Annotated in this window: 12 protein-coding genes; 6 read left to right on the top strand and 6 right to left on the bottom strand. The window is 75.1% G+C overall.

Features of this window, described 5'->3' with window-relative positions:
• The first annotated feature begins 32 nt into the window (after positions 1–32).
• The 3 genes from ABTW95_RS10325 to ABTW95_RS10335 are packed head-to-tail and all read left to right on the top strand — an operon-like array spanning position 33 to position 3,513.
• Positions 33–557, top strand: a complete 525-nt coding sequence (locus ABTW95_RS10325) for an RNA polymerase sigma factor (RefSeq protein ID WP_396447090.1) — start codon at positions 33–35, stop codon at positions 555–557.
• Entirely contained in the window at positions 554–1,003 is a 450-nt protein-coding gene (locus ABTW95_RS10330) for a hypothetical protein (protein WP_396454158.1), read from the top strand. The genes ABTW95_RS10325 and ABTW95_RS10330 overlap by 4 nt, the downstream gene beginning before the upstream one ends.
• Positions 1,000–3,513, top strand: a complete 2,514-nt coding sequence (locus ABTW95_RS10335; RefSeq protein ID WP_500226065.1) for a CHAT domain-containing protein — start codon at positions 1,000–1,002, stop codon at positions 3,511–3,513. Before ABTW95_RS10330 ends, ABTW95_RS10335 begins: the two co-directional genes overlap by 4 nt.
• Before the next feature lie 12 nt (positions 3,514–3,525).
• Here ABTW95_RS10335 and ABTW95_RS10340 read toward each other — a convergent pair whose 3' ends face one another.
• From ABTW95_RS10340 to ABTW95_RS10350, 3 genes are all read right to left on the bottom strand, one after another.
• The gene (locus ABTW95_RS10340; protein ID WP_396447086.1) at positions 3,526–4,356 is read right to left on the bottom strand and encodes a sulfurtransferase; all 831 of its coding nucleotides are present in this window, start codon (positions 4,354–4,356) and stop codon (positions 3,526–3,528) included.
• Positions 4,357–4,463: 107 nt separating this feature from the next.
• Positions 4,464–5,588: an alkaline phosphatase family protein gene (locus tag ABTW95_RS10345; protein ID WP_500226067.1), complete on the bottom strand. Its 1,125-nt coding sequence runs from the start codon at positions 5,586–5,588 to the stop codon at positions 4,464–4,466.
• A complete protein-coding gene (locus ABTW95_RS10350) occupies positions 5,585–6,166 on the bottom strand; it encodes a DUF5998 family protein (protein WP_396447084.1) in 582 nt (193 codons plus the stop codon). The genes ABTW95_RS10345 and ABTW95_RS10350 overlap by 4 nt, the downstream gene beginning before the upstream one ends.
• Before the next feature lie 87 nt (positions 6,167–6,253).
• Between ABTW95_RS10350 and ABTW95_RS10355 the strand changes: the two genes are divergently transcribed.
• The gene (locus tag ABTW95_RS10355) at positions 6,254–6,583 is read left to right on the top strand and encodes a hypothetical protein (protein WP_500226069.1); all 330 of its coding nucleotides are present in this window, start codon (positions 6,254–6,256) and stop codon (positions 6,581–6,583) included.
• Between the two features lie 16 nt (positions 6,584–6,599).
• On the opposite strand, the gene ABTW95_RS10360 is transcribed toward ABTW95_RS10355, so the two are convergent.
• The gene (locus ABTW95_RS10360; protein ID WP_396447081.1) at positions 6,600–9,038 is read right to left on the bottom strand and encodes a bifunctional acetate--CoA ligase family protein/GNAT family N-acetyltransferase; all 2,439 of its coding nucleotides are present in this window, start codon (positions 9,036–9,038) and stop codon (positions 6,600–6,602) included.
• 168 nt (positions 9,039–9,206) lie between these two features.
• Between ABTW95_RS10360 and ABTW95_RS10365 the strand changes: the two genes are divergently transcribed.
• A complete protein-coding gene (locus tag ABTW95_RS10365; protein WP_396447080.1) occupies positions 9,207–10,130 on the top strand; it encodes a carbohydrate kinase family protein in 924 nt (307 codons plus the stop codon).
• Between the two features lie 144 nt (positions 10,131–10,274).
• Here the strand turns inward: ABTW95_RS10365 and ABTW95_RS10370 are convergent, their stop codons facing one another.
• Entirely contained in the window at positions 10,275–11,249 is a 975-nt protein-coding gene (locus ABTW95_RS10370) for a LysR family transcriptional regulator (RefSeq protein WP_396454156.1), read from the bottom strand.
• A 557-nt stretch (positions 11,250–11,806) separates the two neighbouring features.
• Here ABTW95_RS10370 and ABTW95_RS10375 point away from each other — a divergent pair.
• Positions 11,807–12,334: a pyridoxamine 5'-phosphate oxidase family protein gene (locus ABTW95_RS10375; RefSeq protein ID WP_396447078.1), complete on the top strand. Its 528-nt coding sequence runs from the start codon at positions 11,807–11,809 to the stop codon at positions 12,332–12,334.
• Between the two features lie 61 nt (positions 12,335–12,395).
• Here ABTW95_RS10375 and ABTW95_RS10380 read toward each other — a convergent pair whose 3' ends face one another.
• Positions 12,396–14,483 carry a RecQ family ATP-dependent DNA helicase gene (locus ABTW95_RS10380; protein ID WP_500226074.1) on the bottom strand — a complete coding sequence of 696 codons (2,088 nt, stop codon included), beginning with the start codon at positions 14,481–14,483 and terminating at the stop codon, positions 12,396–12,398.
• Between the last annotated feature and the right edge of the window lie 124 nt (positions 14,484–14,607).

A 14,607-nucleotide genomic window follows, 5' to 3' on the forward strand; every position in this document is an offset into this window, starting at 1 on the left:
CACGGAGCGGGGGGCCTCGGGAGGAGACTTCGGTGGCCCAGAGGGACGGTACGGACGAGCTGGTGGCGCGGGCGCGCGACGGCGACGGTGAGGCGTGGGCCCTGCTGGTCGAGCGGCACAGCCCGCTGCTGTGGTCGATCGCCCGCTCGCACGGGTTGAACGACGCCGACTCGGGCGACGTGGTGCAGACGACGTGGCTGCGGCTGGTGGAGCGGATCGACGGTCTGCGGGACCCGGCCGCGACCGGCTGCTGGCTGGCCACGACGGCGCGGAACGAGAGCCTGCGGCTGGTGCGGCGGCGCGGCCGCGACCTGCCGCTGGTGCCCGCGCCGCGGCGGCCGGAGCCGGGCCCCGACCGGGTCGTCGCGGCGCGCGAGCGGCTCGGCCGGGTCGGCGCCGCGCTGGACGCGCTGCCGCGGCGCTGCCGGACGCTGCTGCGCCTGTTCGCGCTGGCGCCGAGCCACGCGGAGCTGGCCGCCGCGCTCGGCATCCCGGTCGGCAGCGTGGCGCCGACGCGGGCGCGGTGCCTGGACGCGCTGCGGAGGCTCGTCCCGTGAACGACGACGAGCTGATGTCCGGGGTCCGGGACGCGTTCGAGATCCTGGACCCGGTGCCGGCGGACGTGCTGGCGGCGGCGCGGGCGTCGATCGCGTGGCGGACGCCGTCCGCGGCGCTGGCGGAGCTGACCCGCGACCGGACCGGCCGGGCCGCGGCCGGGGTGCGGGGCGCGGCGGGCCGGACGCTGACGTTCGCGTGCCCCGGCTCGACGGTGGAGATCGAGGTGGCCGAACACGGCCGGCACCGGGAGATCACCGGGCGGCTCGTCCCGTCCTCGGCGGCGGACGTCCAGGTCCGGCACCGGGACCTGCCGCCCGGCGGGATCACGGCGCGGGCCGAGCCCGCCGGGCTGTTCTGCGTGCCGGGCGTCCCGCAGGGCCTGGTCAGCCTGGTGTTCCGGCTGGAGGACGGCTCCTCGATCGTGACCAGCTGGATCCGCCTGTGACCGGCGGCGAGCGGGCGCTGCTGCGGCTGGCGGCGATGGACCCCGCGACCGCCCTGGCGCGCGCACAGGACCTGCTGGGCGACGGCGACGACGTCCTGGCGCTGCGGGTGGCGGGGCTGGCGGCCAAGGAGCTGGGGCGGCTGGACGAGGGCCTCGCCTACCTCGACCGTGCGCTGCGCCTGGCCGAGGGGTATGCGGCGGCGCAGGTGCGGATGAACCTCGTCGGCCTGCTCACCGCGCGCGGCGACGTGAACGCGGCGCTCGCCCACGCGCGCGAGGCGGAGGCCGTACTGGACGGCCCCGACGCGGACCGGCTGGCCGCCAACAAGGCGTGCGCGCTGGCCCGCGCCGGACGGCTGGACGAGGCGCGCGACGCGGCCGCGAGCGCCCTGCCCCGCCTCCGCGGCGGGCACGACCCGGCCGTGCTGAACGGTCTCCTCACCAACCTGGGTCTGGCGCTGGCCTTCCGCGGTGACTACGACGGTGCGGAGGAGGCCCTGTCGGAGGCCGTCGCGGTGGGCGAGGCCGCCGGGCTGCGGCACCAGACGGCCATGTCCAAGGGCAACCTGGCGTTCGCGGTGTCGCGGCGTGGGGACGTCCCGCGCGCGCTTCGCCTCTTCGCAGAGGCCGAACCCGCGTTGAGCGGTGAACGCCTGGCGCAGTGCCGGTTCGACCAGGCCGAGACCCTCATCATGGCGGGTCTGCCGGGTGAGGCCCGTCCTGTCCTCACCGCCGCCCTGGACGCGGCCATGGCGAACGGGTACGGATGCGATGTCGCGGACGGCTACCTCCTGCTCGCCCACGCCGAACTGGCCGACGGCAACCCCGAGCAGGCCACCGACGCGGCCGAGCACGCCCGCACCACGTTCGGCCGGCAGGAGCGCACCGGATGGATGCTCCTGGCCGAGCACGTCCTGCTCAAAGCCAGGTGGGCGTCCGGTGAGCGCTCTGCCGTCCTGCTCCGGTCGGCCGCGGCGACGGCCGAGCGGCTGGAGAGCGGCGGCTGGCCCGACGCCGCCGACGAGGCCCGCATCGTGGCCGCGCGCGTGGCGCTGGCGCTGGGCCGGCCCGCCGGGCACCTGCTGTCCCGCGTCGGACGCTCGCGCGGCCGCACCGGGATCGCCGCCTGGCACGCCCTCGCCCTGGAACGCGCGGCCCGGCACGACCACCGGGGCGCGGTGGCGGCGGTCGACACCGGCCTCCGGATCGCCGAAGAGCACGCGGAGGTGCTCGGCGCGCTCGACCTGCGCGCCCGCGCGGCGGGACTGGCCACCGAGCTGGCCGGACTCGGCCTCGGCCTGGCCCGGTCGGCGGAGGAGCTGCTGGCCGTGGAGGAGCGGCGGCGGGCGATCGCGCGTCCGGTCCGGGTCCGCCCGCCGAGGGACCCCGAGCGCGCCGCCGCGCTGACGGCGCTGCGCGCGCTGAGCGCCGACCACACCGCCGACACCGCGCGGGGCGGCGTCCCGTCCGCGCTGTCGCCGGACCTGGCGGCGCTGGAGGCGCGGATCCGCTCCCGGACACGGCTCCGCCCGTCCGGCGCGTCCCCGCCCCGTCCCGCCGAGGCCGGCGAGATCGCCGCGGCGCTCGGGGACCGCGCCCTCGTCGAGCTGGTCGCGATCGGCGGCGACCTGCACGCCGTCACCGTCGCGGACGGCCGGCCCCGCCGCCGCCGTCTGGGCACGTGCGAGGGCGTCGCCCACGAGACCGGCCTGCTCCGCTTCGCGGCGCGCCGCCTCGCCGAACGCGACCCCGCCGAACGCGACGACCCGCAGTCGCTCGCCGCCCTGACCGGCGCGGCCGGGCGCCTCGACGGCCTGCTGCTCGGTCCCCTGCGCGACGTCCTCGGCGACCGCGACCTGGTGATCGCCTCGACGGGCGCGCTGCACGGCCTGCCGTGGGCGGCGCTCCCGTCGCTGGCGGGACGGCCGTTCACGCTCGTCCCGTCCGCGAGGGCCTGGCTTCGGGCGCACGCGGCGGCGCCCTCCGCCGGGCACACCGTTCTGGTCGCCGGGCCCGGCCTGCGGCACGCCGGCCGCGAGGTCGCGGCCCTGCGCGGCCTCCACCCGCGCGCCCGGGTGCTGTGCGGTCCCGACGCGCGCGCCGAGCCAGTCCGGGACGCCCTCGACGGCGCCGCCCTCGCCCACATCGCGGCGCACGGCGAGTTCCGCGAGGGCAACGCCCTGTTCTCCCGGCTGCGCCTCGCCGACGGGCCGCTGACCGTGCACGACCTGGACGAGCTGACCGCGCCGCCGCGCCTGGTCGTCCTGTCCGCCTGCGACGTCGGCCGCGCGGACGAGGGCGACGCCGTCCTCGGCATGGCCGGCGCGCTCCTCGCCCTCGGCGCCGCGACGGTGATCGCCAGCGTGACGCCCGTCCGCGACGACGCCACCCCGGAGTTCATGGCCGCCTTCCACGAGGCCGCGGCGTCCGGCGTGGCCCCGTCCCGGGCGCTGGCGGCCCTCCCCCGCACCCCGGCCACTCTGGGCTTCGCGGCCATGGGCGCAGGCTGACGGCCCGGCGGGTCAGTGGTCGCCGGTGGCCACCGGGTTGGACGGGTCGGCCACCCAGTTGGACCAGGAGCCGACGTAGAGGGCGGCGGGGATGCCGGCGAGGTTGAGGGCGAGGATCTCGTGGGCGGCGGTGACGCCGGAGCCGCAGTAGGCGCCGACGTCGAGGGCGTCGGTGGCGCCGAGCTTCGCGAAGCGCTCGCGGAGCAGCTCGGGCGGCAGGAACCGGCCGTCAACCCCGACGTTGCCGGATGTCGGGGCGTTCCGGGCGCCCGGGATGTGCCCGGCGACCGGGTCGACGGGTTCCTGCTCGCCGCGGTAGCGCTCGGCCGCGCGCGCGTCGAGCAGGACGCCCGCCCTGGCCAGCTCGGCGGCGCCCTCCGCGTCCAGGACGGGGAGGCGGCCCGGCTTGGCGATGAAGTCGCCCGGTTTCACCTCGGGTTCGGCGGTGCTGACCCGGAGGCCCGCCTCCGTCCAGGCGCGGTAGCCCCCGTCGAGGACGCGGACCCGCTCGTGCCCGAAGTAGCGCAGCGACCACCACACGCGGGCCGCGGACGTGGAGTCGGCGTCGTCGTAGACGACGACCAGGCCGTCCTGGGACACGCCGGCGCGGCGCATCGCCGACTCGAACTCGGCGGGGTCGGGGAGGGGATGGCGGCCGCCTGGGCCGGGCGGCCCGGTCACGTCGCGGTCGAGGTCGATGAAGACGGCTCCGGGCAGGTGCCCCTTGCGGTAGGACTCGATCCCCGGCTGCCCCGCCAGATGCCATCGGACGTCCAGCAGGATCACGGGCGACTGGCGTCGCAGCAGCCGGTCCAGTGCGGGCACTTCGATGAGAGGGTGCACACGGCCAGTTTGACCGCCGATGCCCGGATTAGGGAGGGGCGAAGGCTGGTTCATCTCACATCCGCGGTTGTCGGGGGCGGGTCTCGGGCGGGGCGTCTCGGGCGGGGTCAGGGGCGGGACGCGGTGAGCAGCGGCACGAGCTGCTCGGCGGGGACGAGGGAGCCGTGCATGCCGACCATCCGCTTCAGCCAGAACTCCCGCTCGGACGCGACGATCGCGAGGTCGCCGTGCGGGACGGCGAGCACGTCGCCGATGCGCTCGGCCATCCCGTCGCCGAGCGGGCCGAACCAGCCGTCCGCGACGGCCTGCTCCCGCGGCACGACCCAGGCCCGGTCGCCGAGCACGGCCGTCCACGCGGCGAGCACGTCGCCGTGGGCGCCCGGCTCGCTGTACACGTAGCGGCAGCGGGCGTCGCCGCCGAGGAGCGCGACCCCCTCCCGCAGCTCGGGGACGGTGTCGGCGTCCACCCGCTCGGCCGGGTCGACCATGCCGTGGTCGGCGGTGACGTACAGGGCCGTACCGGGCGGCAGGACGGACGCGATCTGCTGGACGAGCATGTCCACGAACCGCAGCTGGTACCGCCAGTCGGCGGAGTCGACGCCGAAGCGGTGCCCGGTCCCGTCGAGGTCGGCGTGGTACACGGTGACGTACGCGCGGTCGCCCCGGCGCAGCGCCATCTCGGCGCGCCCGACGAGCTGCCCGAGGCTGTCGGCGGACAGGTAGTCGGCGCCGCGGGCCGTGGCCCGGCTCAGCCCGGACCGCTTGTACTGCCGCAGCGACACGTACCCGACCTCGACGCCGTCCGCCGCCGCCCGCTCGTACGCGGTCGGGACGGGCTGGAACTCCACCGGGTCGGGGTCGTCGTCCTTCCAGTGCAGGCAGTTCAGCAGCCGCCCGGCGCCCGGGATCGCCACCTGCAGGCCGAGCAGCCCGTGCGCGCCGGGCGGCGCGCCCGTCCCCAGCGACGCGAGGCTGGTGACGGTCGTCGCCGGGAACCCGGCGGTGATCGGGCCGCCGTCCATCGCGTTCAGGAACGGCGCCTCGTCCGAGTGCGCCTTGAGCTGCTCCCAGCCGAGCCCGTCGACGAGCAGGACGCAGGCGCGCGGCAGGCCGGGGAGCCCCAGCACGTTCTCCGCGCCCGGGACGCCCAGCGCCGCCAGCACCGAGGCCGGCACGTCGGCGAGCGACCCCGTCCCGTACCGGGGGACGGGCGGCCGCGGCGGCGCCGTCACCGGGCGGTCGCGGCGGACAGCTCCTCGGCGAACGCCAGCACCTGGGCCACCGCGTCCGCGCCGTCCGCCGCCTCGCTGACGCGCAGGGACAGGTCGTCGGCGGTGACGCTGCCGGTGTAGCCGTGGTCGGCCTCGCAGTTCTCGTCGCCGCACGTCGCCGGTTCGAGGTCGATGTGGGCGATGGCGCCCCAGCCGATGGTCAGCACGACCTCGGTGGGCGGCACGCCCGGCACGTAGGACGCGGGGTCCGGGACGACCCGCGTCACCGCGACCGACTGGACGCGCTCCAGCTTCACGGCCTCGGTGGTGGTGGACGCGTGCGGCTGGGCCATCCCCTCGCCGGGCGGATGCTCGTCGGTGTGGCACACCAGCAGCCGGCTCGCGGAGAGCACGAGCACCGTCACGTGCCGCCGCACCTCCATCGCGGGGTCGAACGTCGCCTCATGGTGGACGACGTAGGCGACCACGCGCTCGTCGCCGACGGCCGACTCGACCGCGTCCGCGACCAGGGCCGGGTAGTAACCGCTGCGCTCGATCGCCGTGCGCAACCCGCTTGCGGTCGCTCGGGTTTCCCTCATGGCCCCCATCCTGCCCTGTCCGGCGCGGAGGCGCACATGACGTCCCGGGACGCGGTCAGCCGCGCGCCCGCGGGGTAGGGGTGGGGCATGGACGAGCATCCACTGCCGACCCCGCCGCCGGTGCCGCCGCCCACTCCCGATCCGGCCCCGCCGCCGGAGCCGCCGGTGCCGCCCAAGCCGCCGCCCGAGCCGCCGCCCGGCCCCGCTCCGGGGCCCGCGCCGCGGCCGCCCGGGCCCGTCCCGCCGGGGCCGTCCCCCGAGCCGGTCCCGCCCGGCCCGCCGCCGGAGCCCACCCCTCCGGGCCCGCCCCCCGACCCGAGCCCGCCGGCGCCGCCGCCGGAGCCGATCCCGCCGGGGCCGGAGCCCGACCCCGTCCCGCCGACCCCGGAACCGCGCCCGCCGGCGCCGCCCGGGTAGCGCGGCCGGCGGGGCGTCAGAGGCGGCGGGGGGCCATTTCGGGGCGCGGGCCCAGGGGGCGCTCCAGCGTCAGCTTCGCCTCGCGCACCGTCACGCCGGCTCCGTCCGCCATGACGGGGTTCAGCTCCAGGCGCGCCACCTCGGGGAGGTCGTAGCCGAGGCGGGACGCGCGCAGCAGCAGCCGTTCGAGGGCTCCGACGTCCACGGGTTCGGCGCCCCGGTGGCCGAGCAGCAGCGGGGCGGTGCGGATCGCGCGGATCATCTCGGCGGCGTCCACGTCCGCGAGCGGCGACAGGCGGTAGGCGCGGTCGTCGAGCAGGTCGGCGGTCTCGTCCGCGATGCCGAACGAGATCAGCGGGCCGAACGAGCGGTCCTCGCTGACGACGATGCGGGCCGGCACTCCGCCGCCGCCCTCGGCGACCTCGATGCCGTAGCAGGCGAGGAGCTCGGCCGCCTGCTTCGGCGCGACGTCCACCGGGCCGCCGTCGCCGAGCAGGCCGGCGACCAGGACGCGGGCGCGGTCGCGGTCGACGTCCTCGAACACCGGCATGTGCCCCGCGGGGCGCTGCCGCCACTGCGCGTACCGGATCACGTACGCCAGCGCCCGCACGGCGTCCTCCGGCGAGGCGTAGGACGGCACCGACCCCTCGGCGGGCATCCCGTCCGGGCCGGGGACGCGCAGCTCGGCGGGCATGCCCTCGCTGCCCAGGTAGGTCGCCACGATCGGCTTCCCCGCCCCGGCGGCCAGCCGCAGGATCTTCTCCGGGACGCGCACGTCGTAGCCGCCGATCGTCGGGGGCGTGAACAGCGCCACGACCGCGTCGACCGTGTCGTCGGCGAGCGCGCCGGCGAGGGCGGCCTCGTAGTCGTCGGCGTCCGCGCGCGGACCGAGGTCGATGCGGGGCCGGACGTCCAGGCCGAGCGCGACCGCCTCGTCCTGCGCCAGCAGGCCCAGCGAGTTGGAGTTGTCGATGATCGCGATGCGGTCGCCGGCGGGGAGCGGCTGGTAGGCGAGCACCTGCGCGACGTCGAACAGCTCCGCCAGGTCCTCGACCCGGATGACGCCGGCCTGCTCGAACAGGGCGCTGACCGCGTGGTCGGGCAGGGTGAGCGCGCGCGCCGCGTGCCCCAGCGGGACGCCCTGCGTGCTGCGGCCGCTCTTCACCGCGACGATCGGCTTGCGGCGGCCGAGCCGGCGCGCCAGCCGCGCGAACTTGCGGGGGTTGCCCAGCGACTCCAGGTACAGCAGGACGGCCTTGGTCGCCGGGTCCTCCTCCCAGTACTGCATGAGGTCGTTGCCGGACACGTCCGCCCGGTTGCCCGCGGACACGAACGTCGACAGGCCGAGGCCGCGCTCGGCCGTCCGCTGCAGGATCGCGATGCCCAGCGCGCCCGACTGGGAGAAGAAGCCGACCGGCCCGCGTCCCGGCATGGTCGGCGCCAGGGTCGCGTTGAGCCGCACGTCCGTGTCGGTGTTGGCGATGCCCAGGCAGTTGGGGCCGACGACGCGCATCCCGTAGGCGCGCGCGAGGCTCACCAGCTCCTCCTGGGCGGCGCGCCCCTCCTCGCCGACCTCGCCGAAGCCGGACGACACCACGACCAGGCCGCGCACGCCCTTGCTCGCGCACTGCTCCACGACCTCGCGGACGGCGTCGGCGCGGACGGCGACGACCGCGAGGTCCACGTCGTCCGGGATCTCCAGGACGGACGCGTACGCCCGGACCCCCGCGACCGCCACGGCCGTCGGATGCACCGGGTACACGGGCCCGGTGAAGTCGCCGGCCAGCAGGTTCCGCAGGACGGTCTGCCCCACGCTGTGCTCCGCGCGGCTCGCCCCGATCACCGCGACCGACCCGGGGAACAGCAGCCGCTGGATCGACCGCGACTCGGCCCGGTGCTCGCGGGCCGCCATGACCTCCAGGGACGTCTCGGTCGGCTCCAGGTCGAGGACGAGCTCGATCACGCCCTCCTCGAACCGCTGCTCCGCCCGGTACCCCGCCTCCCGGAACACCCGCGTCATCCGGCGGTTGTCGGGCAGCACGCTCGCCACGAACCGCCGCACGCCGCGCTCCCGCGCCGCCGCCGCGATGTGCTCCAGCAGCACGGCGCCGAGGCCGCGGCCCTGGTGCGCGTCCTCCACGAGGAACGCGACCTCCGCCGTCTCCGGCCGGTCGGGGAGCCGGTCGTAGCGGACGACCGCCACCATCACCCCCGCGATCGTGGCGATCAGCGCGACACGCCGGTCGTGGTCCACGGTGGTGAAGTGCTCGACGTCGCGGTCCGACAGGTGCGGGCGCGGCGAGAAGAACCGGTAGTAGATCGACTCCGGGGACAGCCGCTGGTGGAACGACCGCAGCAGGTCCGCGTCATCGGGCCGGATGGGACGCAGATGCGCCGTCCCGCCGTCGCTGAGGACGACGTCGGCCTCCCACTGATCCGGATAACCCTCGGTCACGTACCCGAGGGTAAGGCACGGACCCCCCGGCCCCGCGCGGGGAAAAATCGGGCTTCCCCGGGTTTCGCTGCGCGTTCGAGACCTAATCCGGGCTCAAGAGCTGTTACGGTCGACCACACGCCCAGTGTTGCCGCTCGCGCGGGCCGTGTTGATCGAGGTGATGACTCCATGACGCGCGTGGTCGTGGTCGGCGATCTTATGACAGACACCGTGGCGCGTGCCGCGTACCCCTTGGCCAAGGGGAGCGACACGCCCGCCGCCGTGACGACCCACGGGGGCGGCTCGGGCGCCAACGTGGCCGCCTGGCTCGCCCTGGAAGGGGTCGAGACCGCCTTCGTCGGACGCCGCGGCTCCGACATCGCGGGGCGGAACCGGGACATGGAGATGATGGGGTACGGCGTCGACGCCCGCCTCGTCATGGACCAGGAGCGTCCCACCGGCACCTGCGTGGTGATGGTCACGCACAAAGGCGACCGGACGATGCTGTCGGATCCCGGCGCCAACGGCGCGCTCCTCCCCGAGGACATCGAGCGCTGCAAGGACCTGTTCACGCAGGGCACGCACCTGCACCTGTCCGGCTACTCGCTGATCAACGAGGGCTCCCGGAAAGCGGCCATCCACACGCTGGACCTCGCCCGCAAGGCGCAGATGTCGGTGTCGGTGGACGGCGGCTCGCACTCCCCGCTCAAGCGCATGGGCGCCGAGCCCTTCCTGGAGTGGACGCAGGGCGCGCGGCTCCTCGTCGTCAACGCCAAAGAGGCGGAGATCCTCACCGGCCGCGAGACGCCCGAGCAGGCCGCCAAGGTGCTGACCGCCTGGTACCCGCAGGTCGTCATCAAGAACGGCGCCGAGGGCGCCCTCTGGTACACCAACGGCCGCCCCGAACCCGTCACCGTCTCCGCCGAGCCCGTCGAGAAGATCGTCGACGGCACCGGCGCGGGCGACGCGTTCGTCGCCGGGTTCCTGCCGCCCTGGCTGGACGGCAAGCAGCCCGCCGACGCCCTCACCGCCGGCTGCCGCCTCGCCGCCCAGGCCATGAAGCACCTGGGCGCCCGCCCCACCCTCGACGTGGTCGACAACCAGATCAAGTAGGGGGTGCCCCCGGGGGGGCATGTTCTCCAGGGGGGCGCGACCCACTGGAACCCCGTCGCGAGCTGGGCGCTGGGCGCCCTCCGCGTGCCCGCCCGTGATCGGTGGCCGGGGTTCACGACCGGAGAGCCGGCGTGCCCGGGACGGTCAGGCCAGCGGGGTGTAGGTGCGGACGTCCTCCTTGACCGCCGCCCACAGGCGGTTGAGGGGATGCCCGGCGTCGTAGCGCTCCAAGTCGGCGCGGCGCACGAACGCGCCGGTCATCAGCTCGGCCTTGGGCTCCAAGTCGTCGTGCAGCCGGATCGCGCGCAGCGGGACGGCGTCCGGGTCCTCCTGGGCGGCCATGCCGCGCCCGATCGACCCGGTGACGATCATGCAGCCGCGGACGAACCCCGACCGCAGCAGCGACAGCCCGTAGTGGACGTCGTCGATGTCGGCGACCACGTTCAGCCGGTCGCGGAAGTTCGCCCCGTACCAGGTGGCGAGCAGGTCGGCGACCAGCCCGGCCGGCGGCACCACCAGCGGCACTCCCCCGAGCGCGCTCGTCTCGACCGGCGCGTCGGGCAGCTCGTTCTCCGGCAGGTTGGTCAGCAGCAGCGCCTGCCCCCGCGCGTACTCGACGACCTCGTACTCCTTCAGGCGCAGATCGCCCTCCGGGGTGCTGACGATGCTGCCGCACACGAGGTCGACCTGCCGGTTCTCCAGGCGTGACCACACGTCCTTGGTGCGGACGTGGGCGACCTTGAACTCGACCTCCCGCTGCCGGAACTCCTCCGAAACGCGGTTCCAGGCCCGCGACACGATCGGCAAGGTGAACTCGGTGGTGCCGACGGTCAGCATCCGCCCGAGGCGGCGCCGGCTCAGATGAATGGACTCCAGCCATTTGTCGAACGTCATCCGCGCCCGTTCGACGGTGGCCTCCCCGGTGGGCGTGAACAGGTAGTCCTTGCCGCGCCCCTGCCGGACGGTCAGCACCTCGCCGCACAGCGTCTGGCTGTTGCGGTTCAGGATGTCGAGCTGTTTCTGCACGCTGGACTGCTCGCGCCCGAGGACCCGCGCCGCTCGCAGGGCCGATCCCGTCTCATGCACGATCAGCAGCGTCCGCAGCTGATCGAACGTCATATCGAGCAGCCCGGACGGACAATCCAGAAGCGCCTCGAGACTCGGTGACACGGTGAGGGACATTACTACCTGTTTCGCCGCCCCGCAGAAATGGCCGCACGGCCAACTGAGCGGGAAATGATGACATTTCCCCTCTAACTTATCTCAAGATGTTCTTGCAAACAACTGGACAGGGTTTTCTGACCTCTAGAACACTTTCTCCCGACCACGCCGCCGTCATCCGTCCCATCCAGGACGGCGGCGCTCCCGGGCGCGCCCCGGCGGTGCCGGCCGCCGGGGCCGCCGCACGGACTCCCGTTCGCCGCGGCCCTTCTCCGCCGCGGCGCCGGGACCTGCCGCCGGCCCGTGCGCGGGGCCGCGCGCACGGGCCGGCACGATCGTCCCGCCCGCGCCCACGGGGGCGCGCGGGCGGCACGAACGCCCCCGCGCGAACCGATGAGAAACCAAGGGGCATGAAGGTCTGCACGTAGACCCCGCAGCGGCTGCGAAATGGACCCGGACATGACGGCCGCCTCCCTGATCGACCGCATCGCCCTGCCCGCGCCATCGCCGTGACCATGAAGATCGGAGTGACCATGAAGAACCCGACGCCTCAGCTCGACGAGCGCTTCAGCCAACCGGGCAGCGAGCCGGTGCCGTGGGCGACCACCCTCGAAGCCCTGGAATCCGCGCAGATGTTCTGGATCACGACCGTCCGCGCCGACGGCCGGCCCCACGTCACGCCCCTCGTGGCCGTGTGGCTCGACGACGCCCTCCACTTCACCACCGGCCCCGAGGAGCAGAAGGCCCTGAACCTCGCAGGCAACCCGCGGGTCGCCCTGATCACCGGCTGCAACCGCTGGGACGAGGGCCTCGACGTGATCGTCGAAGGCGCAGCCGAGCGCGTCACCGCACGCCCCGCCCTCGAACGACTCGCCGCGGCCTGGGCCGCCAAGTGGGACGGCCAATGGCAGTACGAGCCGACCGAGAACGGCTTCGCCCACGACCAGGGCGGCGAGGCGCACGTGTTCGCCGTACGCCCGGCCAAGATCCTCGCCTTCACCAAGGGCGCCTTCACCCAAACCCGCTACCTCCCCACCGACTAGCCCGCCCACGACGGGTAGGGGACGCGTCTCGGCGGGCGGGGCGGCGCGTGGCCGGGTGAGGTCAGTTCGGGATCGCGAGGGTCAGGGGGAGGACCGTTTCGGCGCCTGCTTCCTTGAGGAGGCGGGTGGCCACTGTCATGGTCCAGCCGGTTTCCACGCGGTCGTCCACCAGGAGGATGGGGCCGGGGTTCGTGGGGAGGGCCGCGGCCAGGTCGCCGGGGACGGCCAGGGCATGCCAGACGGAGCGGAGGCGCTGGGCGCTGTTGTGGCGGCGCGGGACGGGGTCGCCGACGGGAGTCAGCTCGCCCAGGTAGGTCAGCCGGCCTATCTGGGCTATGCGCCGGCCGAACGTCGTCACCAGGCGAGGCCGGGACCGGGAGCCGATCGTGACGACGGCCGTGGGGCGGGCGGGCCAGTCCCAGGCGACCAGGACCTTCACCACGGCGTCCACCATGTCGGCGGGTACGTCGGCGTCGGGGGCGGCGAACAGTTCGCGGAGGCGGGTACCCCAGCCGATGTCGGTGAGGCGGCCCAGGGCACGGCCCGTTTCAGCCGGCTGGGCGATGCGGCCTGAGACGCCGAGGTCGTCCTTGACGCCGGTGGGCCACATCCGGCGGGGGGCGATGTCCACGCCGGGGCGGTGCAGGCGGTTGCGCGCCTGGGCGGCGCTCTCCTCCGCGACGTCGGTGGGCCAGCGGCGGCCCGTGCAGTTGTCGCAGCGGCCGCAGGGGGCCGCCTCCGGGTCGTCCAGCTGGCGGCGCAGGTACTCCTCGCGGCAGGCGTCCGTCGCGATGTAGTCGAGCATCGCCTGCTGCTCGCGGCGCCGTTCGGCGGTGACGCGCTCGTAGCGCTCGCGGTCGTACGCCCAGGGCCGGCCGGTGGACGTCCAGCCGCCCTTGACGCGGCGGACCGCGCCGTCCACGTCGAGGACCTTGAGCATCATTTCGAGGCGGGAGCGGGTGAGGTCGACCATCGGTTCGAGGGCGCCGGTGGAGAGCGGCCGGCCGGCCGTTTCGAGGACGTCCAGGGTGGCGCGCACCGTCTGCTCCGGAGGGAAGGCGAGGCCGGCGAAGTACGCCCAGATGTCGCGGTCTTCGCGGCCGGGGAGCAGGATGACCTCGGCGCGGTCGACGCCGCGGCCGGCGCGCCCGATCTGCTGGTAGTAGGCGACCGGCGACTGCGGGGCGCCGACATGGACGATGAAGCCGAGGTCGGGTTTGTCGAACCCCATGCCGAGGGCGCTGGTGGCGACGAGCGCCTTGAGCTTGTCGTCCTGGAGGTCCTGCTCGGCCTGGAGGCGTTCGGCCTGCTCGGTCTGGCCGGAGTAGGCGGCGACCTCGTGGCCCCGGTCGCGCAGGTAGCCGGTGATCTCGTGGGCGGCGGCGACGGTGAGCGTGTAGATGATGCCGGAGCCCGGCAGGTCGGCGAGGTGCTCGGCCAGCCAGGCGATGCGCTGCTCGGCGGTGGGCAGCCGGACGACGGCGAGGCGCAGCGACTCCCGCTCCAGCGGCCCGCGCAGGACGAGGGCGTCGTCGCCGGCGAGCTGCTCGGCGACGTCCTGGGTGACGCGGGCGTTGGCGGTCGCGGTGGTGGCGAGCACGGGAATGCCGGGCGGCAGCTCGGCGAGGAGGGTGCGCAGCCGCCGGTAGTCGGGCCGGAAGTCGTGGCCCCAGTCGGAGATGCAGTGCGCCTCGTCGACGACGACCAGGCCGGCCCCCGCGGCGAGCTTGGGCAGGACGAGGTCGCGGAAGTCGGGGTTGTTGAGGCGTTCGGGACTGACCAGCAGGACGTCCACCGCGCCCTGCTCGACCTCGGCGAAGATCCGCTCCCAGTCGTCGGTGTTGGACGAGTTGATCGTGCGGGCGCGGATGCCGGCCCTGTCCGCGGCCTCGATCTGGTTGCGCATCAGCGCCAGCAGCGGCGAGACGATCACGGTGGGGCCGGCGCCGCGCTCGCGGAGCAGCCGGGTCGCCACGAAGTAGACGGCGGACTTGCCCCAGCCGGTGCGCTGCACGACGAGCGCCCGGCGCCGCTCGACGACGAGCGCGCTGATCGCCGTCCACTGGTCGTCGCGGAGCCGCGCGTGGTCGCCGGCGAGCGCGCGCAGGCACCGCTCGGCATCGTCCCGGAGCTGCTCTGGAGTGGTCATGCGTCCTTGGTACCAGCGCCGCGGAAGCCGCCGCACCGGAATCGCGTTCTGTGGAAAGGGCGGGGGCGGCCGCGGAGTTGGAGCGGGCGGGCCGCGGGTAGCCTGCCAGTCAAGATCGGTTACA

It is taken from the genome of Spirillospora sp. NPDC127506, from assembly GCF_040302145.1.
Taxonomy (GTDB): Bacteria; Actinomycetota; Actinomycetes; order Streptosporangiales; family Streptosporangiaceae; genus Spirillospora.